This is a genomic window from Clostridium sp. YIM B02555 (assembly GCF_022320955.1).
GTDB lineage: Bacteria > Bacillota > Clostridia > Clostridiales > Clostridiaceae > Clostridium > Clostridium saccharoperbutylacetonicum.
On the sequence record NZ_JAKJJY010000002.1, the window covers coordinates 337,701 to 363,347 of the forward strand.

20 protein-coding genes are annotated in these 25,647 nt (G+C 29.8%); 14 read left to right on the forward strand and 6 right to left on the reverse strand.

The genetic code is table 11. The annotated features are described in order from the left end of the window. The first annotated feature begins 42 nt into the window (after positions 1-42). The 4 genes from L3B98_RS04865 to fliB all read left to right on the forward strand — a co-directional run bounded on the left by L3B98_RS04865 (position 43) and on the right by fliB (position 4,501). Positions 43-795, forward strand: a complete 753-nt coding sequence (locus L3B98_RS04865; RefSeq protein ID WP_015394880.1) for a TSUP family transporter — start codon at positions 43-45, stop codon at positions 793-795. Positions 796-868: 73 nt separating this feature from the next. Continuing rightward, complete coding sequence (locus tag L3B98_RS04870; protein WP_238915819.1) at positions 869-1,777, forward strand: LysR family transcriptional regulator; 909 nt, start codon at positions 869-871, stop codon at positions 1,775-1,777. 165 nt (positions 1,778-1,942) lie between these two features. Further along, positions 1,943-3,055 (forward strand): 5-methyltetrahydropteroyltriglutamate--homocysteine S-methyltransferase, encoded by a 1,113-nt coding sequence (locus L3B98_RS04875; protein WP_238915820.1) that lies wholly within the window; start codon positions 1,943-1,945, stop codon positions 3,053-3,055. A gap of 303 nt (positions 3,056-3,358) precedes the next feature. Then, positions 3,359-4,501 carry a flagellin lysine-N-methylase gene (gene fliB, locus L3B98_RS04880; RefSeq protein ID WP_238915821.1) on the forward strand — a complete coding sequence of 381 codons (1,143 nt, stop codon included), beginning with the start codon at positions 3,359-3,361 and terminating at the stop codon, positions 4,499-4,501. A 59-nt stretch (positions 4,502-4,560) separates the two neighbouring features. Here fliB and L3B98_RS04885 read toward each other — a convergent pair whose 3' ends face one another. The 4 genes from L3B98_RS04885 to L3B98_RS04900 all read right to left on the reverse strand — a co-directional run bounded on the left by L3B98_RS04885 (position 4,561) and on the right by L3B98_RS04900 (position 9,681). Continuing rightward, on the reverse strand, positions 4,561-6,363 hold the full coding sequence (locus L3B98_RS04885) for a cell wall-binding protein (RefSeq protein ID WP_238915822.1): 1,803 nt from the start codon (positions 6,361-6,363) through the stop codon (positions 4,561-4,563). A gap of 379 nt (positions 6,364-6,742) precedes the next feature. After that, complete coding sequence (locus tag L3B98_RS04890; RefSeq protein ID WP_238915823.1) at positions 6,743-7,783, reverse strand: ABC transporter substrate-binding protein; 1,041 nt, start codon at positions 7,781-7,783, stop codon at positions 6,743-6,745. A 28-nt stretch (positions 7,784-7,811) separates the two neighbouring features. Continuing rightward, the gene (locus tag L3B98_RS04895; RefSeq protein WP_238915907.1) at positions 7,812-8,582 is read right to left on the reverse strand and encodes an ABC transporter ATP-binding protein; all 771 of its coding nucleotides are present in this window, start codon (positions 8,580-8,582) and stop codon (positions 7,812-7,814) included. 4 nt (positions 8,583-8,586) lie between these two features. After that, a complete protein-coding gene (locus tag L3B98_RS04900; protein ID WP_238915824.1) occupies positions 8,587-9,681 on the reverse strand; it encodes an iron ABC transporter permease in 1,095 nt (364 codons plus the stop codon). Positions 9,682-9,859: 178 nt separating this feature from the next. Here L3B98_RS04900 and L3B98_RS04905 point away from each other — a divergent pair, with 178 nt between their 5' ends. The 9 genes from L3B98_RS04905 (at position 9,860) to L3B98_RS04945 (ending at position 20,567) form a co-directional block, all read left to right on the forward strand. Continuing rightward, entirely contained in the window at positions 9,860-10,663 is an 804-nt protein-coding gene (locus tag L3B98_RS04905; protein ID WP_238915825.1) for an AraC family transcriptional regulator, read from the forward strand. A gap of 4 nt (positions 10,664-10,667) precedes the next feature. Beyond that, positions 10,668-11,405, forward strand: coding sequence for an alpha/beta hydrolase-fold protein (locus tag L3B98_RS04910; protein WP_015394858.1), 738 nt, complete (start codon positions 10,668-10,670; stop codon positions 11,403-11,405). A gap of 31 nt (positions 11,406-11,436) precedes the next feature. Beyond that, positions 11,437-12,312 (forward strand): formate/nitrite transporter family protein, encoded by an 876-nt coding sequence (locus L3B98_RS04915; protein WP_238915826.1) that lies wholly within the window; start codon positions 11,437-11,439, stop codon positions 12,310-12,312. Between the two features lie 189 nt (positions 12,313-12,501). Beyond that, positions 12,502-13,527 (forward strand): iron-siderophore ABC transporter substrate-binding protein, encoded by a 1,026-nt coding sequence (locus tag L3B98_RS04920; protein WP_077366000.1) that lies wholly within the window; start codon positions 12,502-12,504, stop codon positions 13,525-13,527. Next, positions 13,527-14,525 carry an iron ABC transporter permease gene (locus tag L3B98_RS04925; RefSeq protein ID WP_238915827.1) on the forward strand — a complete coding sequence of 333 codons (999 nt, stop codon included), beginning with the start codon at positions 13,527-13,529 and terminating at the stop codon, positions 14,523-14,525. The genes L3B98_RS04920 and L3B98_RS04925 overlap by 1 nt, the downstream gene beginning before the upstream one ends. Further along, on the forward strand, positions 14,522-15,553 hold the full coding sequence (locus L3B98_RS04930) for an iron chelate uptake ABC transporter family permease subunit (protein WP_238915828.1): 1,032 nt from the start codon (positions 14,522-14,524) through the stop codon (positions 15,551-15,553). Before L3B98_RS04925 ends, L3B98_RS04930 begins: the two co-directional genes overlap by 4 nt. Next, entirely contained in the window at positions 15,553-16,359 is an 807-nt protein-coding gene (locus L3B98_RS04935) for an ABC transporter ATP-binding protein (RefSeq protein WP_015394853.1), read from the forward strand. The genes L3B98_RS04930 and L3B98_RS04935 overlap by 1 nt, the downstream gene beginning before the upstream one ends. Positions 16,360-16,580: 221 nt before the next feature. Continuing rightward, on the forward strand, positions 16,581-19,070 hold the full coding sequence (locus tag L3B98_RS04940; RefSeq protein WP_238915829.1) for a helix-turn-helix domain-containing protein: 2,490 nt from the start codon (positions 16,581-16,583) through the stop codon (positions 19,068-19,070). Between the two features lie 168 nt (positions 19,071-19,238). After that, the gene (locus L3B98_RS04945; protein WP_238915830.1) at positions 19,239-20,567 is read left to right on the forward strand and encodes a prolyl oligopeptidase family serine peptidase; all 1,329 of its coding nucleotides are present in this window, start codon (positions 19,239-19,241) and stop codon (positions 20,565-20,567) included. Positions 20,568-20,638: 71 nt separating this feature from the next. On the opposite strand, the gene L3B98_RS04950 is transcribed toward L3B98_RS04945, so the two are convergent. Together L3B98_RS04950 and L3B98_RS04955 are read right to left on the reverse strand one after the other, a co-directional pair. Then, entirely contained in the window at positions 20,639-21,814 is a 1,176-nt protein-coding gene (locus tag L3B98_RS04950; protein WP_015394850.1) for a YibE/F family protein, read from the reverse strand. 540 nt (positions 21,815-22,354) lie between these two features. After that, on the reverse strand, positions 22,355-24,409 hold the full coding sequence (locus L3B98_RS04955) for a 5'-nucleotidase C-terminal domain-containing protein (RefSeq protein WP_238915831.1): 2,055 nt from the start codon (positions 24,407-24,409) through the stop codon (positions 22,355-22,357). Between the two features lie 514 nt (positions 24,410-24,923). On the opposite strand from L3B98_RS04955, the gene L3B98_RS04960 reads away from it, so the two are divergent. Next, complete coding sequence (locus L3B98_RS04960) at positions 24,924-25,433, forward strand: QueT transporter family protein (protein ID WP_238915832.1); 510 nt, start codon at positions 24,924-24,926, stop codon at positions 25,431-25,433. The last annotated feature ends 214 nt before the right edge of the window (positions 25,434-25,647 follow it).

The following is a 25,647-nucleotide window of genomic DNA, read 5'->3' on the forward strand; positions in this document are numbered from 1 at the left end:
ATTGTTAATATCAATTTATGACTAAAACTTATGGGGGTAGAAATGATTCAATATATTATAGTATGTCCGCTTGTATTTCTTGCAGGGTTTATAGATGCAATAGCAGGAGGCGGTGGACTTATATCGCTTCCAGCATATATGCTTGCTGGAGTTCCAGTTCATTTTGCAATTGGAACAAATAAAATGAGTTCCAGTATGGGAACTGTTATAGCTACATATCGTTTTGCTAGAAATGGATACATAAAATTAAAATTGGCAGCATGCAGTGTAATCTGCGCTTTACTGGGATCACCATTAGGGGCAATGCTTTCTCTAAAAATAAATGATTCATATTTAAAATTATTAATGTTAGTAATTTTACCTGTTACTGCATTTTATGTGCTGCGTAAACGTGATTTCAATCAAAAGCAAAATATTGAAAATGATGTGGATATTCAGACATATTTTAAGTGTATGTTAATAGCTTTTTTAATTGGAGCCTATGATGGGTTTTATGGACCAGGGACTGGAACTTTTTTGATTTTATTATTGACTGGAATTGCTAATTTAAGTTTAAATAATGCGGCAGGAACAACAAAAGCTATTAATTTATCATCCAATATAGCTGGATTGGCAACTTTCATTATAAATGCGAAAGTATTGTTTCCTTTAGGTATAGCAGCAGGTTTATTTAGTATTGCAGGAAATTATTTTGGTGCAGGTTATTTTACTAAAAGTGGAGCAAAAATAGCACGTCCTATAATTATAACTGTACTTTCAATTTTTTTGATCAAAGTATTAATTGAAATGTTATAAGAGAGAAATATAATAGAAGTTGGTAATCTATAAGTTAATAGGTAATTATTAATTAGGAAGGAGATAAGGAATAATGACTTTACAACAATTAAAATATGTAGTAACTGTTGCAGACAAAGGAACAATTAGTGATGCAGCTAAGGAATTATTCATTTCTCAGCCTACAATTACTAATGCTATTAAAGATCTAGAAAAGGAAATGCATATTACTATATTTAATAGAACTAACAAGGGAATTGTAGTTTCAAATATAGGAAATGAATTTCTTGCATATGCAAGGCAAGTACTTGAACAAGCTAATTTACTGGAAGAAAAGTTTTTGAATGAAAAGGAACAAAGCCCGAGATTTTCGGTTTCTACTCAGCACTATTCTTTTGCAGTAAATGCTTTTGTAGATGTAATTCGTGAATTTGGTGGGAATCAATATGATTTTACTTTAAGAGAAACTCAGACATATGAGATTATTGAAGATGTAAGTAGAATAAAAAGTGAAATAGGAATTTTATATACTTCATCTAAAAATGAAGAAGTGATTATGAAGTTTATTAAACAAAACGATTTAGAGTTTGAAGAACTTTTTGAAGCAAAACCTCATGTATTTATTAGTTCTAAACATCCACTAGCTGAAAGAGAAGAAATTACCTTGGAGGAACTTGAGGATTATCCATATCTCTCTTTTGAGCAGGGGGATTATAATTCATTTTATTTTTCTGAGGAAATCTTAAGTACCCTTGATCGTAATAAAAATATTAAAGTTAGAGACAGAGCAACCTTATTTAATCTTGCAGTTGGATTAAATGGTTATACGGTAAGTACAGGTGTAATCAGCAAAGAGTTGAATGGAGAAAATATCATAGCAAGACCTCTTATGGTAGAGGAATATATGCGAATAGGAGTAATTAGGCAAAGAAAGATGCCACTTAGCAGATATGGGGAGGCTTATATGGCTGCATTAAAAAAGCATGTATTAGAATATGTTTAGAATAAAGGATTTGTTATAATGATTTAGATAGAATGTGTGTTGGATATAGTTAAAAACTATAACTAATACACATTTTTTTGTATTTTTAAAGAAAGTAAAAGTAGTTTATACTAGACAATAATAAAGGATTTAGATAAATAATAAGAGTGATAGGAGAGGAAGAAGATGAAAGATAATGCACCTTTTAAATATGATATTGTAGGAAGTTTTTTAAGACCAGAACATTTAAAACAGGCAAGAGAAGAGTTTGCAAAAGGAAAAATTAATGCAGATGAGTTGAAAAAAATTGAAGATGAAGCAATTACTGATTTAATTGCAAAACAAAAAACAGTTGGGCTTCAAGTTATAACAGACGGTGAATTTAGAAGAAGTTCGTGGCATCTTGATTTTATGTGGGCATTTAATGGTGTTGGGCATGAAAAGACAAAGAAAGGAATTCCATTTCATGGAGAGCCAGCATTAATCGATGATACATTTTTGGTAGGAAAAGTATCTATTGATAATCATCCTTTTGTTGAACACTTTAAATTTGTAAAACAATTTGAGGATGAAAATACAGTTGCACGTCAGACAGTACCTGCACCAGCACAATTTTTATTTCAAATGATTACGCCAGACAATTTAGAAAGAACAAAATCAATATATCAAAATGAGGAAGACTTGATTCAAGATATAGCTAAAGGTTACAAAAAAGTGATACAAGACTTATATGCAGCAGGCTGTAGAAATATCCAATTTGATGATTGCACCTGGGGAGTATGCGTTGATCCTAATGCTTGTTTTATCTTTGGAACTGATGAAGAAGGATTACAACAAATTATTGAAAAACTGATCCGAATTAATAATCTTGCAATAGAAGATAAGCCTGAGGATCTAGTAATTAACACTCATATATGCAGAGGAAATTTCCATTCTACATGGGCTTGCCAAGGTGGTTATGACCGAGTAGCAAAAGATCTTTTTGCAAATGAAAATGTGAATGCCTTTTATTTAGAATTTGATGATAAACGCTCTGGAGATTTCAAACCGCTCCAATATGTAAGTGAAGATAAGAAAGTTGTATTGGGACTAATTACTACTAAGTCCTCAACATTAGAAGATAAGAAGAATATAATTGAACGTATTCATGAAGCAGAAAAATATATTCCTTTAGAGCGCTTAGCTCTTAGTCCTCAATGTGGATTTGCATCTACAGAGGAAGGAAATAAACTTACAGAAGAGGAACAATGGGAGAAATTAAGACTTGTACTAGAGATTTCAAAAGAGGTATGGAAATAAAAATAAAATAATGTTATTTAAAAAATTTCACTGAAATATAAGTATCCAGTGAAATTTTTTGTGTACGAAAATAGAAGAATTTAATTATAATTAATGTTAAAATTGATATATAAGTTCTGATTAAGATTGTACATTTCAATTCATGAAATACTGAAGGAAAAGTAAGTGTCCAAAAAGTAAGTGTCCAAATGTTACATTTGGTTACACGAACTTTCTCCTTGGAGCTTTCATCATTAACTGATAATTGATAATTGAACATTGATAATTGGAAGATATATATTATAGAAAATTGGAGTTATTTATATGGATAAAACGATAGATATTTTAAAAACTACAAATTATGATAAGTTTAAGTGTACGGCAGATAAATGTAAATTAACCTGTTGTGAGGGATGGGATGTAAGCGTAGATGCTGATACTTATAACAAATGGGAAAAAGACAAATGCAGTGAAATATTAAAGAATATAAAAGTGAAAAAATCAGGAGATAATGTTAGTTATTCTATAGCTAAGGAAAATCATGAAACGTGTCCGTTTTTAGATATGAAAGGATTATGTGAAATAGTAAAAAAGCATGGAGAAGAGTATATATCGTCAATATGTCATACATTTCCAAGGGTAGAAAATAAATTTGAAGATAGAAGGGAATTTTCATTATCTTGTGCTTGTCCGGAAGTAGTTGAAATTATAAGTGGCTTATCTGGGAAGATAAATATATTCTCAGATAATAAGAAAGCTACAAAAAATAATTTACTAGAACTTAAAGTTAGAGATACTTTGGTTAATATTGTTCAGAAGGATAATTTTTTATTAGAAGAAAAGTTGCTGGTTTGTTTTCAAATGTTATTAAATATATTGGAAGATGAAGAACTTAGTGAAGAGGGTTTAGAAGAGGAATTAGAAAAATATGAGGACAGTAAGTATCTACAAGAAGTTATAGGTATGTGCAAGGAAATAGATTCAGAGATAAATGAGTCAGTTGAAGAAATTAATTATCTATTATTAGATATTACAAAGAATTATAAGGAAGTTTCTAGTTTTGAACTTCTATTAAAAGATATCTCTGATTTTGCGGAAGCTGTGAAGGTTGAAAATCTTTCAGTTAAGTGGCAGGAATATAAGATTTTATTCGAACAACATAGTGAGTTTGCTGAAAATTGGATAGTTTCTGATATTATAAGCAGTTGCATAAGCGATGATATTGAAGAACTTATAATTTCTTTTGAACTTATTATATTAGAATATCTAATGGTTAGGTATGCTGTATTTTTGAAATATTGTATAAATAATAATAAGGAAATAGAAATTCAAGATATAAAGGATTATATAGTAACTTTTTCTAGAATTATCGGTAATAATTCAGAAGCAGTTACTGAATTTTTGAGAGATGGTTTTGAAGATCCGATTTTAGAAATTGGATACTTGTGTTTTATAAGTTTATTTTAACAGGCTATTATGCCCCACAAAATCTTAATAAAGTAGATTTTGTGGGGTGTTTAAGTTGGCTAATTTGTCCAAGCTCCATCTATGCCTAATTTATATCCATCAATTACTGTGTCATGCAGCATAGCCCCTGATGGATTACAATAATACCAAGAACTATTATAATGAATCCATCCAGTTTTCATTGAACCTGTGGTGTCTAAGTAATACCAAATATCATTGTCCTTAATCCATCCTGTAGACATTATTCCATCAGCATTAAAATAATACCAGATTCCATTAGTATTCAACCATCCAGTTTTCTTTGTTCCATCCTGTAATGTGTAAGTCCAAGTATTATCTTGATTTAATACCCAACCATTAGAGGAATTATCTAGTGTAATAGCTGCATTAGTTGTTGTCTGTGGATTTACTGTGGTGCTTACTGAAACAGCATTTTTATCTTTTGTTGAAGTTATATTATGTACAATTGAATACACTCCAGTATCTGTATTCCAAGCAATCATATTATCTTTACTAGTTATAGATACACTATCCATAGATCCATCTATTCTATAAAGTTTGTTGAAATTTTTACCATCCCATGCTTTAACATATGCGTTATTTACAAACCACGGTAAACTACCAGGTGTATTTAAGCTATCTATTGAATCTACATCTGAACTATAATAATCATAACAATCTATGTAATTAAATCCATTCTTTGATTTTAATTTTAGCTTTTCTACATATAATTTCTTTTGCACAGAATCTTGATACATACTATAAAGTCCTTGTGAATTGGCTGTTATTTTTACTTTTCCTGCTCCTTTAGATAAGCCGATTTTTTTGATTGCATCAGCAACTGATTTACCTAATAAATACTCATTATTTCCATCCTCATCGGCTATAAAATAAATAGTAGAATCTTTAGGATATTTAATTCCATCAATAGTATCTGTAGCTGGAGTCATAGAAAATTTCTGTAATACTGTGACGGAATTTCCATCAGTTACTTGATAGTAGTCTTTTCCGAATTTTAACTCATTTGTTGCAGGCTTATAAGTAGAATCGGAAGCGCCCTTTTCTTTTTTATAGATAGTAAGATCAGCTAGCCTATATATTGTGTCAGAATCACTTGTTACATATTTATTTTCTTTAATCACGGCTTTTAACTCATAAGTTATTCCATCTTGTTTTATTTCATAAGTGTCTTTAGTATTTTTTATTGTGACAGCAGAACTAGTTGTACTCATAGAAACTTTTAGGTTACCTAAGTCATAATCTACATCAACATAATTACCTTGTAAATTTGCATATATAGTAGAATAATAATCTCCATTAATTTGAGGTTTTTTTAGTTTATATTTATAAATGGCAAGTCCATTGCTAGAACTTAGAAATTTATTCTTTCCTTCAATGGTAGCACTAATTAGATTTGAGCTGCTATAATAGCTTTCCTCGAATCTACCATCATTATCATGTTTAATTTTGCTTTTTAGAAGTATTGCTTCAGCATCTTCCAAGTCTTCTCTAACATCGTAATCTAACAATTTACAATTATCTGTTATATCTATATAAGAATAATCACTTGAGCCATCATCAATTTCAAGATATTTATTTAATAATAAATCACTAAAAGTAGCTCCAGTATTTATTCCATTTAGTTTATTATATTTTCCATCCTCAGATATCCAATATACAGCTTCTTCTTCACCATTTATTTCTCCATCAAGAAAAATACCTTTTCCTTTTGCAGTTGCACTATAGATAGTTCCTTCTTGTGCATCTAATACCTTATAGTCCGCGGCATGAGCTGGTGCAATTGATATAATTGAAGCTATACAGATTAATATACTTGTAGATTTTGTAATTCTTTTAATCATAATTTTTAACTTTCCTCCTATTATTTTGATAATGCCTAATAGGCTAATATAAAATTGTTTATAGATATCAAATTTAATAATCAAATTTATAAATGGAATATACATGTATCATTGAGAAATTATAATCATAACACTAGAAATCAGATACATATTTGTGCAAGCGGCATATGAAATTAAGTTGTGATGGTTATTAGTGGAAGGTTGTTCCATTTTCTGCTTGTCATAAATTTACTTTAGGAACATGCAGAAATGGGTGCAACCTTCCACTTAGAACCCATCCAGCGAAAATTTCATTAGTCCGCTGTAATAAATATGTATCTGATCTAGGTATGTTTTGCATAAGTATAATTCTTGCATCGTATATCTATAACTTTGAAATTTAACTTTTAAAGTTTTCTGGATAAAATGCAGAAGCAAGTTTTTCTAAGCAATCAAAGGTTCTGATTCCATATCCCATAAGTTCAGTATAGTCAACTGAAATAATATTTTTATTTTTTATAGCATTAACATTTTGAATTGTAGACTCAGTTAAAATTCTATCTACGGCATCATTATCGGCAGCAGAATTTTTGTTAGCTGTTACATAAACAATATAATCTGGATTAGCTGAAATTACATTTTCGAAAGAAACAGAACCACCTTTTTCTACTACATTATCAGCATTTAAAACATTCAACATTTCTTTTTGTAGTGAAGCGTTAGCGCCATAAACAGTAAAAGCTCCACCGCTATAATTAACTACCAATAAAACTTTTTTCCTTTCGCCCTTATTTGGAACCTTTGATTTAACTTTGTCCAAAGTTTTTTGTAGTGAATCAGCTAATTTATTAGCTTTATCTTGGACATTAAATATAACTCCTACATTTTTAACATCTTGAATTATTGTAGTTAAATTAATATCAGCATTCATTTTACTTGCTAATTGAACATAAGTATTTATTCCGACCTGATTTAAACTTGAGATTGAACCATATCTGCTATCTTCAAATGAAGCACTTCGTCCAATTACTAAATCTGTTCCAGAGCCTATAACAACTTCTTTAGCAACATCACCTTTTTTTGCTACTGAAGGAATAGAGTTATAATCATTTAGAAGATTTTCTGGTATAGGTGTATCTAAATCCCCAGTTCCAATTAAGGAATCTTTTAGACCTAAGGTTAATAGCAGTTCAGTAGAAGACTGATTATTTGTTATTGCTTTCTTAGGTGCTTCATTGAAAGTTTGATTGTAAATATTCCCTTTTGAATCAAAGGCATCAAAATTCACAGGATACGAGGTTTTAGTAGATGAATTTTCAGATGATGAATAAGAGTCTTTGGGTTTTGGGATATTATTATTTGTTGTAGTGTTTCCACAAGAAGTAAATATTGTAGTCATTAAGGTTACAGACATAATTAATAATAAAATTTTTCTTTTCATTTAAAATTCTCCTTATATTGAATAATTTTTATAAATCTTCTGTAAAATAATCAATTGAAATTCTTTTAGTTGTTGGATTTACAAACACATTTGAATTTACATCATAGACTTCTTTAATCATTTCTTTTGTTATCACATCTTTTGGAATACCTTGGCATACAATTTGTCCATCTTTTAGTACATAGATTTCATCGCAAAATTGGGAAGCTAAGGTTAAATCGTGTAAAGCTGCTAATACACAAATATTCAGCTTCTTTACAATATTCATAACTTCCAATTGATATTTAATATCAAGGTGGTTAGTAGGCTCGTCTAATATTAATATCTTTGGTTCTTGTGTTATAGCTCTAGCAAGTAGAACTCTTTGCTTTTCTCCGCCAGACAAAAGATTGAAACTTTTTTGAGCAGATTCTAACATCCCAACTAAAGATAGAGCATTAAGTGCTATATCGTAATCAACTTTTGTATCTTTTTCAAGTAGGTTTTTATGAGGAGATCTGCTCATTAAAACAATATCAATAACATTAAAATCAAAATTTATATTATTGAATTGGCTAACTACTCCAAGAATTTTAGCTGAAGATTTTTTACTATAACTTTCTATATTTTTTCCATAAATATAAATATCACCATATGTGGGTTTCAATACTCTATACAGAGCTTTTAATAAAGTAGATTTACCGCTACCATTAGGGCCTATTAGCCCAACAAACTTATTACCAGTAACAGTTAGATCAATTCCTTTAATTATTTCTTTTTTTGATAAAGTTATATTTAAATTCTTAATTTCAACATCCATTAAATCACCTTTTATCTCCATAACCGAAGCTCTTTCTAAGTAAGATATAAACAAAAAATGGCGAGCCGACTAAACCTGTAATGATTCCAATAGATAATTCTGCATTAGGAATTATTATTCTAGCGAAGGTATCAGCCCAAACAAGAAAAATACTGCCTAGTAGGATAGATACAATCATCAATTTTTTATGATCTGGCCCAACTATAGATCTTGAGATATGAGGAATTATGAGACCAACAAAGCCAATTATTCCACAATTTGCAACTAGTACACCTGTTAAAAGCGATGTAATTACCATATAAATTCGTCTGTATATATTTAAATTGAGGCCCATGGTAATGGAAGCTTCATCACCCATTAACATCAGATTTAAAAGTCTTCCTTGAGTTAAGAAAAATATGCAACAGATACAGACAATAATAGTAATGAAACCTATATTTTCCCATTTGGCTGCTGCTAATGATCCCATGGTCCAGAATTTCACACTTTGCATACCCTCAGCATCACTTGCTATAGATATGATGAAATTGGATAGGGAATTACATAAGGCACTAAGCACTGTTCCAGAAAGAACTAATTTAGAAGAAGACATCCTCCCACCTATGGAAGCAAGCAACAGCACTAAAACAGAAGCACCCAATGCACCTAAAAAGGCCCAAAAAGCAACACCGTTAACAGAAAATAAACTAAAGGAGCCAATTCCGAGCATCAATGAAAAAGTAGCACCTAAAGAAGCTCCAGAAGAAATTCCAAGTATATACGGTTCAGCTAAAGGATTTTGTACAGTAGCTTGCATAACTGTTCCACATAAACTGAGTCCAGCTCCAACAGCAATTGCAAGAAGTATTCTTGGTACACGAATGAGCCATACAACATTATATGTTGGGAGATTTGCATCATTAAATTCGTTTAAAGACAATCCCAAAATTTTATTTAAAATCACTCCATAGGATATAGAGGGTTTTATTCTGTAAGAACCAAATGATATTGATAATATGGCAGAAATAATTAACAATCCTATCAAAATTACAACAAATAGTTTGAAGGAATGCTTATTTTTTTGATTCTGTTTATAAGAAGCGTTTATAATATCTTTCATTTGAATATCCTTTCTTGATTAGATGAAAAAAATAAAGTATACTTGTTATAAAACTAATGATAATGATTATCATTTATGTGGAAATTATAAGTTATATAGAATATTAATAGAATAAACAAAAATTAAAACATGGATAATTATTTAATCATCGAGAAGTACTGAAAGGAGATGATATATTATGAAAAGCATAATAAAAAATGATTTGATAAAAGAGTTTAGGGAAAATTCTTTTGAAATAGTACGAGTTGATAAATTCACTAAAGACTCAACAGCAACGAGAAATACATATAAAACCAATCTTTCAGCTTTCATTTTTCCTATAAAAGGAAAAGCTAAAATAGAATTTGATAATGAAATATTTACTGGCGAGAGAGGAAGGGTTATCCATGGATGCAAGAATAAAAATTTATCATTTAAAGTTTTAGGAGGAGAAGAATTTGAGCATATTAATATCTATTATGTGGCAGGTAAATACACTAATTCAAATTCTTACATGAGATCAGCTTTTGAATTTACAATAAATGATTATGATAATGTAATAGAATCTTTAAATAAGCTTATAAAAATATCAGCAAGGCAAGAAATAACTTCTAAGATAATGCTTCAAATACAGACCGGTTTATTTTTAAAAGAACTTCTTAGAGAACAAAATCATAAAAAGCAGTTGAATGAAGAAGAGCTTACAAAGGATATAAGTAAATATATTTCAGAACATTATATGGAAGAAATTTCATTAAGTAAACTGGCTGATAGATATGGGCAAAAAGTTAATAGAGTATCTTATTTGTTTAACAAACATTTAAAAATGAGGCCTATAGATTATTTGATTCAATATAGGATGACTGTTGCTTATACATTATTGAATAAAGGCTTAAAGGTTAAAGAGGTTTCTAAAAGAGTTGGTTATAATGATGAGTTTTATTTTAGTAGATTATTCAAAAAAAAATTTGGAATATCTCCAAATAAATTAAAGCGAGGATAGATAAATGAAAGGGACAATTTCTATAAGAGAAGTATTTGATAGACAAATATTTATATATTTACCCAGTGGATATGATCTTCCTAATAAAAAATATCCAGTGATTTATATTCAAGATGGCGATGAATTTAAAAAAATACTAACAAAGTTAGTAGACTATATAGAGGAAAAATTTTTTGACGGATCTCTAGAGGAGCATATCTTGGTTGGAGTCACTCCAATTGATAGATTAGATGAATACACACCTTGGTTTTCAAAAGCATTAAACAAGAAATTTCATGATTTTCAAGGACAAGCTGATAATTATTTAGAATTTTTATTGAATGATTTACAAAGTTATCTTGAAAGTGAGTTTAAAATAAGCAAAAGTAAAGAGGATCGGAAAATTATGGGGTATTCTCTTGGTGCTTTAGTGTCCGTATATTCAGTTTATAAAAACAACAATTATGGTAAAATTGCGAGTATATGTGCATCTCAGTGGTATGAAAATTGGATTAATTTCATTGAAGCAGAAGATATGATAAATAATGAGTTTAAACTTTTAATGATTTCAGGTAAAAAGGAAGGGCAAAATAAAAGTACTATACATAGGTATGCTCCAAAGTTTTCTGAGAAATCCTATGAAATATTTAACAGAAGGATAGGGGAAAACAATGTAAAGATGATTTGGGATGATTATGAGCATCATGAAAATGTGCTAAATAGATACAAAATGGCATTAGAGTTTTTGATGAGTAAAAAATAAAGAAATTATCATATTGGAAAGGAGATTTAGAATGAGTACAAAGAATTATTTAACACCGCCAGAAATTACAGAAGCAACAATCCAGACTGGGATTAAGAAATCAAAAACAACTATTGTAAATATGCTTATACTTGGAATTTTAGCGGGTGCATTTATTGCTTTTGCGGCAGAGGGCTCAAATATGGCAGCGTTTAACCTTTTTGCAAAGGCAGAGACTTATGGACTAGGAAAAGTTCTTGCGGGGGCTGTCTTTGGAACTGGACTTATGTTGGTTTTAATTGCTGGAGGAGAACTATTTACAGGAAATACTATGATACTTGTAGGTGTTTTAGATAAAAAAGTAAGCATAAAAGCAATGCTTAAAAATTGGTTTTTTGTTTATGTTGGAAACTTTATAGGGTCAATATTTATAGCATATATGATGAACGAGTCGGGGCTTTTTAGTAGTGGTGATAGTATGCTTGGTGCAGTTACAATAAAAATTGCAGCGTATAAAGTTGGATTGACATTTACACAAGGTTTATTTCTTGGGATTATGTGTAACTGGCTTGTATGTTTAGCTGTATGGATGGCATATGGAGCGAAAGATATGACTGGGAAAATCCTTGCTATATTTTTTCCTATATGGCTCTTCATCACATCTGGCTTTGAACATTGTGTAGCAAATATGTATTATATTCCAGCAGGTATCTTGGCTAAAAATAATGAGTCATTAACAGATGCGGCAGCTGTGTTAGGGGTAACACCAGAAAAATTGAATCATTTGAACTGGGAGACATTTTTTACTGGAAATTTAATTCCTGTAACATTAGGAAACATAATTGGAGGAGGCATTTTTGTCGGTGTAGCTTACTGGTATGTATATATTAGAAATAGTAAAAGTTTGGATAAGAAAATAGACATATAGTGTTAAAGATTACGTATAGTAGTGTCATGAAAATTAGATCTATCTAAAATGGAGAATTTCAAAGTAAGGTTGACAAATTATAATGACAACTATAAAATAATACTGGAATTCAAATGATAATTATTTTCATTATCATTTGAATTTGAAGAAATATTTAATAGAATTGATACAATACTTAGGAGGAAGACTATGAAACTAAAAGGAATAACTACGATCATTCTTGCTTGTACTTTACTCATAACTGGATGTTCAAGTGAGACTGGAAAAAATCAAAATAAAACTAATGCAACACAAAGTTCTTCAGTTTCTTATCCAATGACAATTAAACATGCCTTTGGGGAGACTGTAATTGAAAAACAACCAGAAAAAGTGGTTACAATTTCTTGGGGAAATCAAGATGTACCTTTAGCATTAGGTATTGTTCCAGCTGGTATATCTAAGGCTAACTATGGAAAAACAGATAAAAATGGTTTATTACCATGGACAGCAGAAAAATATAAGGAATTAGGAGTTGAAAAACCTGTAACTTTTGACGATATAGATGGATTAGATTATGAAGCTATTAGTAATGCTAAACCAGATGTAATATTAGCTGCATATTCAGGAATTACACAAGAAGAATATGATTTATTAAGTAAAATTGCTCCTGTTGTAGCATATCCTAAACTTCCTTGGCAAACTTATTGGCGTGACCAAATAACAATTAATGCTAATGCAATTGGGAAAAAAGATGAAGGAAATAAATTAGTTTCAGACTTAGAAAAGAAAATAACAGAAAAAACTAGTGAGTATCCTAAGCTTAAAGGTAAAAAAGCTGCTTTTTGTTACTTTAATCCTGCTGACTTAGGTAAGTTTTATATATATCTTCCAACTGATCCTAGGGCAGCATATCTTACTGATTTGGGCTTAGAATTACCCGACAGTGTTAAAAAACTTGCTCAATCTTCAAATAGTTTTGCCATTGAAATTAGTTCAGAAAATATTGATAAATTAGCAGATGTAGATGTTATAGTAACATATGGAAACAATGAACTATTAAAACAATTAAAAGCAGATGCAATATTAGGAACTGTTCCAGCTGTAAAAAGAGGTTCTGTTGCACTTATAGAAGAAGGTTCAGCATTAGCAGCATCGTGCACTCCAAGTGCCTTATCAATTCCAGCAACAATAGATGAATATTTAAAAATAATTGGAGAGGCAGAAGAGAAAGCATAATGAGAAATACGAAAACAATAGGAATTTATTTAATTAGTATTTTTCTTCTTATAATATGCTTGATGTTATCATTAGCATTTGGATCAAAAAATGTAGGATTTAGTCAAGCGATAAATGCTTTGATAAATAGTGATGATATGTCTTTTTCAGCAATAGTTGTAAGAGAACGTATACCAAGAACAATTTTTAGTGTTATGGCAGGAGCTTCTCTTGGAATATCAGGAGCGTTAATGCAGTCAATAACTAGAAATCCAATAGCTGATCCAAGCATTTTAGGTGTTAACACGGGTGCATCGTTATTTGTTGTAATTGGAATAGCATTTTTTAATATAAATTCAGCTAATGAATATATATGGATAGCGTTAGCTGGAGCTGGAATAACCTCAATATTTGTTTATGGAATAGCATCTATGGGAAGCGGAGGAATGACTCCAATAAAACTTGCGTTGGCAGGCTCCGCTACTAGTGCAGTTTTAACCTCTTTAGTAAGTGTAATTATACTTCCTAGAAGTGAGGTAATGAATGCATATAGATTTTGGCAGGTGGGAAGTGTGAGTGGTGCAACTTGGGATAGTATTAATTTAATTTTACCATATTTAATAATTGGATTGATAATAAGTATAATATCAACACCAGCACTAGATGTATTAGCTTTAGGTGATGAGGTGGCAACTGGCTTAGGAGTTAATATTGGTATTATTAGAATAATATGTGCAATTGCTGGGGTTATACTATGTGGTGCAATCACGGCAATTGCTGGCCCCATTGGTTTTGTAGGATTAATGATTCCTCACAGTATACGGCTTATTCTTGGGGCAAATTTAAGAGGATTGGTTCCTATGTCTGCAATTGGGGGGGCAGTACTTTTAACAATTTCAGATGTTTTGGGAAGAGTAATTGGAAGTCCAGGTGAGCTTCAGGTAGGAATTATTACAGCATTCTTTGGAGCACCAATCCTTATTATAATTGCCAGGAAAGCGAAGGTGAGAGCTATATGATTCAAACTACTCACTCCATGCTAAAAGATGGCTATACTAAAAGGAAAATTCGTAGGCTTAGTGTTAATATATTTCTACTTGTTTTAACTGTAGGTCTTTGCTTAATTATGCTTTTATATGGTAAAACTAATTATTCTTTAACTACAGTTACAAAAGTGCTATTAGGAGAACAAATTCAAGGTGCAACCTTTACTATAGAAACCTTACGTTTACCCAGAATGCTTTGTGGACTTTTAGTAGGAATAGCCTTTGGAATAGCAGGAAATACATTTCAAACAATGCTTAGAAATCCGTTAGCCAGTCCTGATATTATTGGTATTAGTTCAGGTGCTAGTGTTGCAGCAGTATTTAGTATATTAGTTCTTCATATAAGCGGAAGTATTGTTTCTATAGCAGCTGTAATTTCTGGAATTTCTCTTTCGTTCTTTATATATATACTATCTAAAAGTTCAGGGTTTTCAAGCAGTAGATTAATACTTATAGGAATTGGAATACAAGCAATGGCAAATGCATTGATATCTTTTTTATTAGTTAAAGCATCAGAATATGAAGTTTCAAATGCACTCACATGGTTGAGTGGAAGTTTAAATGGAATTAGTATTAAAGAGATTCCAACTTTATTTGTAGTTGTAGTTATATTTGGAGTTATTATTTTATGTTTAACAAATCAACTTCAAATACTAGAATTAGGAGATGAATTTGCAATAACATTAGGTATTAAAATAAATTTAATACGAATATCATTAATCTTAAGTTCGGTATTTTTAATTGCATTTGCAACAGCTGTTACTGGCCCTATAGCCTTTGTTGCATTTTTAGCAGGACCAATTTCAGCAAGACTTGTTGGATTTGGAGCACCAAATGTTTTTGCATCAGGTTTAGTTGGAGCAATATTAGTACTTGGAGCAGATATGATTGGACAGTATGTATTTAGTACAAGGTTTCCAGTAGGAATAATTACTGGAATTTTAGGAGCTCCGTATATGCTATTGCTTCTAATAACTATGAATAGGAGAGGACGAGCGTAATGAATGAAAATGAGCAACTACTTGAAGCAAAAGATATTGTAACTGGATACGACAAAAAGATAATAGTTGATGGAATTGATATAGTTATTCCTAGCAATAAAATTAGTGTTATACTTGGAGCAAATGCATGCGGGAAATCAACATTACTTAAAACACTGGCTAGGCTTATTAAGCCTATCTCAGGAAAAGTTCTAATTGATGGCAAAAAAATAACTTCAATGCCTTCTAAAAAGTTAGCACAGATCTTAGGATTACTTCCACAATCACCGGTAGTTCCAGAAGGCATAACTGTTTGGGATTTAGTTTCAAGAGGAAGGTTCCCGTATCAATCTTTTTTAAAAAGCATGAGTCAAAAGGATTTTGAAGCAATAGAGGAAGCACTTGAAATAATGGGAATAACAGAACTTGCAAATAGATGTGTTGATGAATTATCAGGGGGACAGCGTCAAAGAGTTTGGATTGCTATGGCTCTTGCGCAACAAACAGATATACTTCTTTTAGATGAACCGACTACATATCTTGATATTGCTTATCAAGTAGAAATTCTTGATTTATTAACAGATTTAAATAAAAAAAGAGGAACTACTATTGTAATGGTGCTTCATGATATAAATTTATCTGCTAGATATGCAGATTATATATTTGCTCTTCGCGAAGGGAAATTAATTGATAAAGGTGAACCAGAAAAAGTTATAACTTCAGAATTAATTTGGACAGTATTTGGATTGAATTGTGTCGTTATACAAGATCCAGTATCAAATTCACCATTTATTGTGCCAAAGGGAAGGCATTATTCTGATAATTAATGTAGGTCAATTTATTTTTAAAATGAAATATATGAAAATATAAAATTTAGATTTTCTTAAAATAATTGAGTTAATTAATCTTATATTTGGCAAGTAATTTTGAAAAAATAAAAATTACTTGCCTTTTATTTAATATACAATAAAATTATAATTATAAAGAAAAAAACATATATGGGGCTAATCATATTTAAAAGGTCTTTAATGATATTAGGAGAGAAAAAATGAAATTTTCATACTTGAAGAATATACCATTAAGTGTTTATAATTGTAGCATTAAAAAAGCAGCATACAATTATAGTAAGAATCTGAAACTCATATTTGCTTTAAGAGGGAATATAATTATTGAAGGAATTGGAAAGAAAGATTTGCTTGGAGAAGGAGGGGTAATTCTTTTAAATAGCAGTAGCATTTATTCATTAGATGGTTCTCCAGAAAATGAAGTATGTATCTTAGAAATAGATACAAATTATTTTAATACTGATTTTGAAGGCCTTTCAAATCTGAAATTTTCTCTAAATTATAATCAATATATTTACAATCAAAGAGAAGAGATAAGATTGTTGTGGAGTTATTTGTATAAAACAATTGATATTTTGTGCAAAGCAGAGAAGGGACATGAACTTAAAATAAAAGGTATAATAATTGAATTAATTTTATTACTTGTAAATAAATATCAGGATCGTAATTTTGACAGGAAAACTACTATAAATGCAGAAGAAAAAAGACTAAAAAGTATAATAGAATTTATTAATTGTCATTATAAAGAAAAGATTTCTTTAACTAAAATTGCAGATATGGTAGAGCTTAACCCACAATATTTATCTAGATATTTTCCAAAGTACATGGGAATAACGCTAAATGAATACATAACAAAGATCAGACTTAGAGAGTCTTTAGTAGATTTAAGAAATTGTAATAATACTATAACTTATGTAGCTTTGGAAAATGGATTTTCCAATATTAAATCTTATTTTAAAGCTTTTAAGAAAAATTATAATACAACTCCAGCAGTATTTAGAAAAAACGATTTGATTAATCCAGAAATTAAAATAGAAAAATCTAATATTAAAGATGTAGAACTAATAAATTTAGTAAAAATTTATAGTAATATTGATAACAAAAGAATCAAAGCGTTTCCAGAAGAACGAGAAGAGTATGAGATATATTTTAAGGGAACTAAGGAGACGATAAAGAAATCCTGGAGAAAACTTGCTGCTTTTGGTAGAGCGGCAGAGGGTTTAAGAGGTGAATGGAGAAATCAGCTTAGAAATATTCAAAATGATATTCCTTTTGAATATATAAGATTCCATGGAATATTTTCTGATGATATGATGGTATACGGTGAAGATTCTGATGGAAATCCAGAATATAATTTTAGTTATGTTGATGAATTGATTGATTTTTTTATGGAGGTAAAAATAAAGCCTTTTATTGAATTAGGGTTTATGCCTGAAAAGTTAGCTGCTGAGAAAAGGCTAGTATTTAACTGGAATGCAAATATGAGCTTCCCTAAGGATGTGAATAAGTGGAAAGAGCTTATTGAAAACTTCTTATTACATTTACTTCAAAGATATGGAATTAAAGAAGTGAATACTTGGTATTTTGAAATATGGGATGGGTTTATACATGGAGAAACAAATATTGAGAAGAGTTTAGAATTTTTTAAAGAAACTTATTTCTCTGTTAAAAAAATTAATAATAATCTTAAAGTTGGTGGAGTAAATTCACATTTAGAGGAGATGATAAATACAAATTTACTTGAAGTTTATGATATTTTTTGCACAAAAGAAAATATAGTTTTAGATTTTATTTCAGGTAAGGCATATGCTGTGGAACCAGAAGATAAAAATGAAAGTATAAGTTCGCTTATGGCAAAGATAAATAATAATGCAAAAGATAAAGCTATCTTTCAAGATTCTTTAAAGTATAGCATATACTCTAATCAAAATTATATATCAAATAATATTGATATGGTTTTTGAAAAATTAAAAAAGTCTAGAACATTAAATAAATCACTATTTCTTACTGAATGGAATAATATCCCTGACCCAAGAGATCTTCTTCATGATACTTGCTATAAGAGCGCTTTTTTAGTTAAAAATATAATTGAGAATTTTAACAAAGTAGAGGGGCTTGGTTATTGGACTTTTACGGATATATTTGAAGAGGTGAAAAATACAAACAAGACTACTTTTCATGGAGGAGTAGGATTTGTTACAATAAATGGACTAAAAAAGCCCATATATCATGCGTATAGTTTTTTAAATAAACTGGGAGAGAGAATAATTGAAAAAGGTGAAAATTATATAATAACGCAAAAAGCAGATGAGTCTATTCAGATATTAGTTAGCAATTATTGTCACTTTAAAAGTGATAGGACAAAGTGTATTCCAAAAGAAGTAACATTAACTGAAAGGGAAGTCGTATTTAATAATACAATAAAAGATATTATCTTTAGACTCAGTGATTTAAAAGGTGAATTTATTAAAAAGACTTATAAATTAAACAGTGAAAATGGATCAGTTTATGATGAATGGGTAAAAATGGGCGCTACAGAGAAATTATATATTGAGGAAATAAGATATTTAAAGGAAAAGTCAATTTTTGCATATAAAAGAGAAGTGATATATTCAGATAAAAATTTGTTTATTAATGAAAAAATGGCACCTCAAGAGGTTATGTTAATAGAATTAGAATATCCCCTTTTTTGACTTTTATAAGTTAAAATTATAATCCTAGTTCGATAAAAGTAACTTTAATACAATAAAAAGTATATTTAGTATCTAAAAATGGAATGCTTTACAATAACTTTAGCAATATAATTTATATGTAAAGGATTTAAAAAAATATATTTTAAATTTAAATAAGGGGGATAAACAATGATTAAAAGAATAAAAAGAGGTAGGAAGGGTATTATGGCAATTATTTTAGCAACTTCAATGGTACTTTCTTCTAGTATTACAGCATTAGCAGCAGATACAAGTTCGACTTCACCATCATATAGTACTGTTACAGAAGTATATGATTGGGGTGTAGCAGTTCCAAGATTAATTGTTAATTTAGGTAAAACAGTAAATCAGGGATCTGTAACCAAAGATACTTTTAAGGCTCACGTTGTTAGAACCGAAAATAGAGCAGGAACTGAGTTATTAGGAGGTGCTGAAGGAGACCGTAAAATTACTAGAGTTTATGTTTCTGATAAAGAAGGCAACTATGTAGGTAGTGGAAATTATGTAACTATTGAAATGGAAGTTGGCCCAACAGTAGCTTTAGGTTCTCCTATTAATTACAATATAAAAACTAATCTTAATGGATGGGTTAATTGTAAATATACAATTACTCAACAGAAAGATATCACTTCTAGTGCAGGAAATGTATCAGGGCTAGTTATTAACAGTTTTGCAGGGGATACTAAAAAAATTGTTGATAATTTCAAAGTAGAAAGTGGAACTTATGATAATGTCACAATGAAATATGCAAGTTATGCACCAGATCAAGATGGAGGCAAGAAACCATTAGTGATATGGTTACATGGAATGGGTGAAGGTGGATTAGATGGGCTCCTTCCTATAACAGGTAATAAGGCAGATAATTTTGCATCAAGGGAAATGCAATCATATTTTGGAGGAGCATATGTATTAGCCCCTCAAGCACCTACATTTTGGATGGATGGCTTCAAGGGTTTTGGAGATGGAACCTCAAAATATGAAAAAGCTCTTATGGCTCTAATTGAAGATTATGTGTCAAAGAATAATAATATAGACAAGAAAAGAATTTATATTGGCGGAGATTCTAATGGTGGGTATATGACAATGCTTATGGCAAGAGATTATACAGATTACTTTGCAGCAGCATTCCCAACATGTGAAGCTTTAAAGGATACATTAATTTCAGATAAAGATATTAATAAATTAAAGAACCTTCCAATATGGTTCACAGCAGCTAAAACTGATACAACAGTACCAGTAAAAGATTATGTAGTTCCAACTTATAATCGTTTAATTGCAGCTGGTGCAAAGAATGCTCATCTTTCACTATTTGATGCTGTAGTAGATACTACAGGATTATATAATAAGGAAGATGGAACACCATATGAATATGCAGGACATTGGTCTTGGATTTATGTTTATAATAATCAATGTAAAACAAACATAGGTAATAAGACTATAACAATTATGGAATGGTTGGCTGACCAAAAATTAAGTTAATATTTGATGGCATAAAGAAAAAGGAACTCTCATCTGTCTATTTAACGGATGGAGTTCTTTTTCTTTTTATATTATTTTGAGATTTTGGATTTATTTTTAGAATTGCTTTTAAAAACTAACGCAGCCATTGCGAAGACTGTAATAGGAACAGTCCAAACAAGTCCGAGACTACCAGCAAAGGCTGTTATTATTTCTGTAGATATCATTTCCATATTAATGATAGTTGTATAAGTCATTTTTTGAGCAGCGAGTAGGAATATTAAACTAAAAGCTCCTCCAGCATAAGCTAAAATTAAAGTGTTAGACATGGCTCCTATAATATCTTTTCCAATATTCATACCACTTTGTATAAAATCTTTTTTGCTTATATTATTTTTTATTTGTAATACTTCATCCATAGCAGACGTAATTGAAACACTGACATCCATAATAGCACCTAAAGAACCAATTATTATTGCAGCAAACAATATTGACTTAAAATCAAGTCCTAAACTTGAATTATTATAGGCAATAAGTTGTGATTCAGTTTCAGCAAGACCTGTTATTTTACATAGGTTTCCTATTATTATAGCTGTAATACTTGAAATTAAAATTCCACCAACTGTACCTAGGATTGAAATTATTGTCTTTTTATTAATTCCTGTTATAAAAAATAGAGATGAAGCTACAGTCACAATACATACTACAATTGTTGCAATTACTGGATTAAAACCACTAATTAAGATTGGAATTAATACTTTTATTATCATAAAGCTTGTGAAAATTAAAGTTAATATTGATTTGATCCCTTTTTTTCCACAAATTAAAACAACAGAAAACATAAATATTCCTATTAGTAGATATAAATAATTTTCTCTAGAAATTTCATATAAATGTATTGAGTTTATTTTTCCATCGTCATTTGAAAGAGTGTAATTTATTATTATTTCATCATTTTCACTAACTACAATTTTATGTATATCTAAAGATTCGATGGTATTTCGAATTTTATATTTTTCACCTTGGTGTTCACCATCAAGTATTGTAATTTCAAATTCTTGTTTAGCTTCTAATACTTCTTTACTTTTATCCTCTAATTCATAAAGATTATCAAAAGTAATCTTATCAACTTTGGCTTTTGCAAAAGAATAACTGCTATTATTAAGTTTTTGCTTGTTGCTTTCTATATTAGAAAAAGTGAATAAGCCTAATATAATTATTGCCAGTATAGCTATGCATATATAAGTATTTCTATTAAAATTTTTCATAATTACTCCTATGTTTATAATTTTGCGTAATATAGGTATTTCCATTTTGTTAGATTAGTAGTTAAATATACATATTTCAAAAAAGAACTTTTGAAAAAATACAGATTTCAAAGGAAATCGACATTGATTGATCATTGCAATATATATAGATATCCAAATTAATAAATCAAACTTATAAAGGGAATATACATGCATCATTGAGAAATTATAATTATAATACTAAACTAGAAATCCGATACATTTTTCTGGAAGCAGGCATGTGAAATTGAGCTGATGAAGGTTCTTAATTGGGTCTTGTTTCATTTACAGCTTGTCCAGATTTTATATCTGGAACACGCTGTGATGACGACAAGACGCCATTTAGAACCTTCCAGCGAAAATTTCACTAGTCCTGTGGAAGATAAATGTATCTGATTTCGGTAATTGTTGCATAAGTCTAATTATCGCTTTGGATATCTATAAGTAAAGTCATAGAGATAAATTCATTAGTCCCTATGACTTTACATTTTGTTTAAATTATTTGTAATTTCAACTTAGTGATTACTTATTTTTTATATCATCTGAAGTTACTGCTTTTGAATTAGCAGAAGTTTGTTCACCTGAAACTCCAGCAAGACTTATTTTTCCATCATTAATCAATTGAACTGCTGTTTTTCTTTGATTAGCATCCCAGTTGTTACCTACAATGCTCCAGTTATTATCAACAACAGGAGTTATGGTTCCGCCTTTAACATCCTTAATATATTGTCCAATTAGATCTCTGATTCTTCCATCGCCTAATCCTACTGTTTGTTCTGATTTACCTACAAGTGTTGGAAGTGTTTCACCTGCTTTGAAGATAACCCCAGCAGTTAATAATTGAGTTGAAGCTCTGTAGTTATTAACTGTTACATAAAGTACATCTGAATCATTTATTTTACTGTTATCACTCTTAGTTAAATTAACTATTCTATTTCCAACAGGTTTTGATATATCTATATTATATTTTATTCCTGCAAACATATCATAGTTATAACCAGGTATAGAGGGATTAAATGAAATAGTTAAGTCTCCAGGTTTATATGTGTTGTAATAAGAAGCAGACCATTCCATGTATTTCTTAAGTTGACTTCCTGTCATTTTAAGAACATATAATGTATTATCAAATTGATATATATTAGCAGTATCACATTTTTTAATTTGTCCTTCTAATATATTTTGTCCGTTTTTAAATACAGCTGCAGATGATACATCTATTTTATGATTTGCTATTTTTTCACCATAATACATTTGAACTGCATTAATTAAACTAACCATTGGTGTAGGTTGAAGTTTTGCTTGATCTACTCCTTTGATTTCATTAGCAGGAGCTAAATTTCCACCCTTTAATGCACCTATTGGAGTATTGGCATCATTAATTGCTCTTTGATTATAGCTTGCTAATGAATTTACAAGATCTGTATCAGCTTGTACAGGAGCTACATTTTTAGGAGCTATATCAAAAAGTGCTGTAGTAATATCTGTTGCTTTATTTGCAACTGTATATTCACCCTTAGAATTTTTAGTTAATGTAAGATTAATTTGTCCTAGAGTTTTAGCCCATTTGTTAGCTTCAACGATTACTGTACCATTAGCTTTTGCTTTATTGTAATCATCTATTGTAGCATCAGTAGTAGTTCCATCTTTAGCTATTGCTGTTACTTTATTTTGAGCAGCATTTAATGAATATATTTTATGATCATAATAATAGTCGTTAGCTATTTTCACATGGAAATGAGCAGCTACAAAAGCTGTTATTTCTGGACATTGATCTAGTACGTCTATAGCGCCTGATCCTTCAGCTCCGTATTCTTCAGTTTCTCCCATGTGTTGAACAGCTATTATTGTATTTACATTTTGCTTTTTAAGTTCTGCAATTGCAGCCTTAGTTTCATCAACTGGATTTGTAACTGTATATCCTTTTAAGTTAGCAGAATCCCATTTTGTAATATTAGGTGTAACCATACCTATTATTCCAACTTTAACTCCAGCTCTTTCAACTATTGCATATGGTGCTGCAAGTTTTGTTTTACCGTCAGTATCATATACATTTCCACCTAGTACCTTACCTTTAAATTGTTTCATTACATTTTTTAAAGCTGGTATTCCATAATTGAATTCATGATTTCCTAAAGTAAGAGTATCATAACCTATTTTATTCATTGCTAATATCATTGGGTTAGTTGAATCATTTATAAATAATGATTCTGAATTATCTTGAATAATATCTCCTGCATCAACAAGAATTGTGTTTGGGTTTTTAGTTCTTAATTGATTAACAAGGGTTGATATTTGTGCAAGACTTCCTGAAGTGTCAGCATTATTTATTGCATAATCGTATGGTAAAAATCTACCATGAGAATCTGTAGTTGTTAAAATTTGCAAGGTAACGCTTCCATTTTGCGATGAAAGAGTGTTGTTATTTCCACTAGTAGCTTTAGATTCGGTTAAATCAACTACTTTAGTGCTAGTTTCTGCCTTGACAGTTTTTACTGTTATTGGTGAAAATAAAGTAAATAACATCATTGACGCAACTATTGATGATAATAATTTCTTGTTTTTAAAACGTTTAAACATTAAAATTACCCCTCCTGCTTTCTTTTAATTATTAATTTTGTTATATTATGTTTGATTATGCTATTTTATTATACTGCGCTAATTTATGCCAATCAAGTTAAAAACATATTAATAATGAACATTTTACATAATTATAATAATTGGCTTAAAATTTTAATATTATATATTTATAGTTGAAATTTAAATTTCAGAATATTCGAATTATACAATAAAATTTACGAGTATGTTAAAATGAAAATATGTCACTTGTAATACTTAGAGGTATTTGATATAATCAGAAGGATGAAAATTAGCATTTAGTCAGTTCGAAAGCCTCCTGACTTAAAACAAAACTACGGTTAAATAATTTAGAGTAATAAAGGTTTAATTAATTTTTTATTAATGAAAGCTTTTATTGTTGTCGAGTTTATTTATCGTAGGATGATTCCTACGATTTTTTTGTTTGGAGATTTTTGATAATTATATTTGCAATGTTAATTTCGAGAATATTATCTATATACATGGAGGAATTTTTGTGAATAATAATAATAAAACAGTACAGAGAGTAGTAAAAACAGCTATAATAGCTGCACTTTATGCAGCAATAACAGTTGCATTGGCTCCAATTAGTTATGGACCTATACAATTTAGAGTATCAGAAATAATGGTATTATTAGCAATATTTGACCCATTCTACATCGGAGGGCTTACAATTGGATGCTTTATTGCAAATATGCTAGGACCAAATGGCGTAATGGATATAGTATTTGGTACTTTAGCAACATTTATTAGTGTTTATGCTATTTCGCTTACAGGAAAGTTTGTTAAGAATACAAAAGTATCATTATTAGTGGCATCACTTTGGCCAACAGTGTTTAATGGTTTAATAGTTGGTTGGATGCTTTACTATGTTTATGAGCTTCCCCTTTTACTATCGATTGGAGAAGTTGCAGTTGGTGAATTTGTAATTGTAACAATAGTTGGAGTACCAGTTATAAAGTTGATACAAAATAAATATCATGGATTATCTGTAAAATATAATTAATATTAGTTAAGTTAGAAAATTACGTTTTACTTATATAATGAAAACTATAAAATACACTGCCCTTACTTAATTGTAGGAGACAGTGTATTTTTATGGTTTATTTAAATTTGTAGATTACACGTTTTTTTACTTTTAGCTATTAATTCTATTTTCATTTTAAGTAAGATACATTATTGTTTAAGAAATTAATTTTCTTTGACAGCGTATTTTTTTG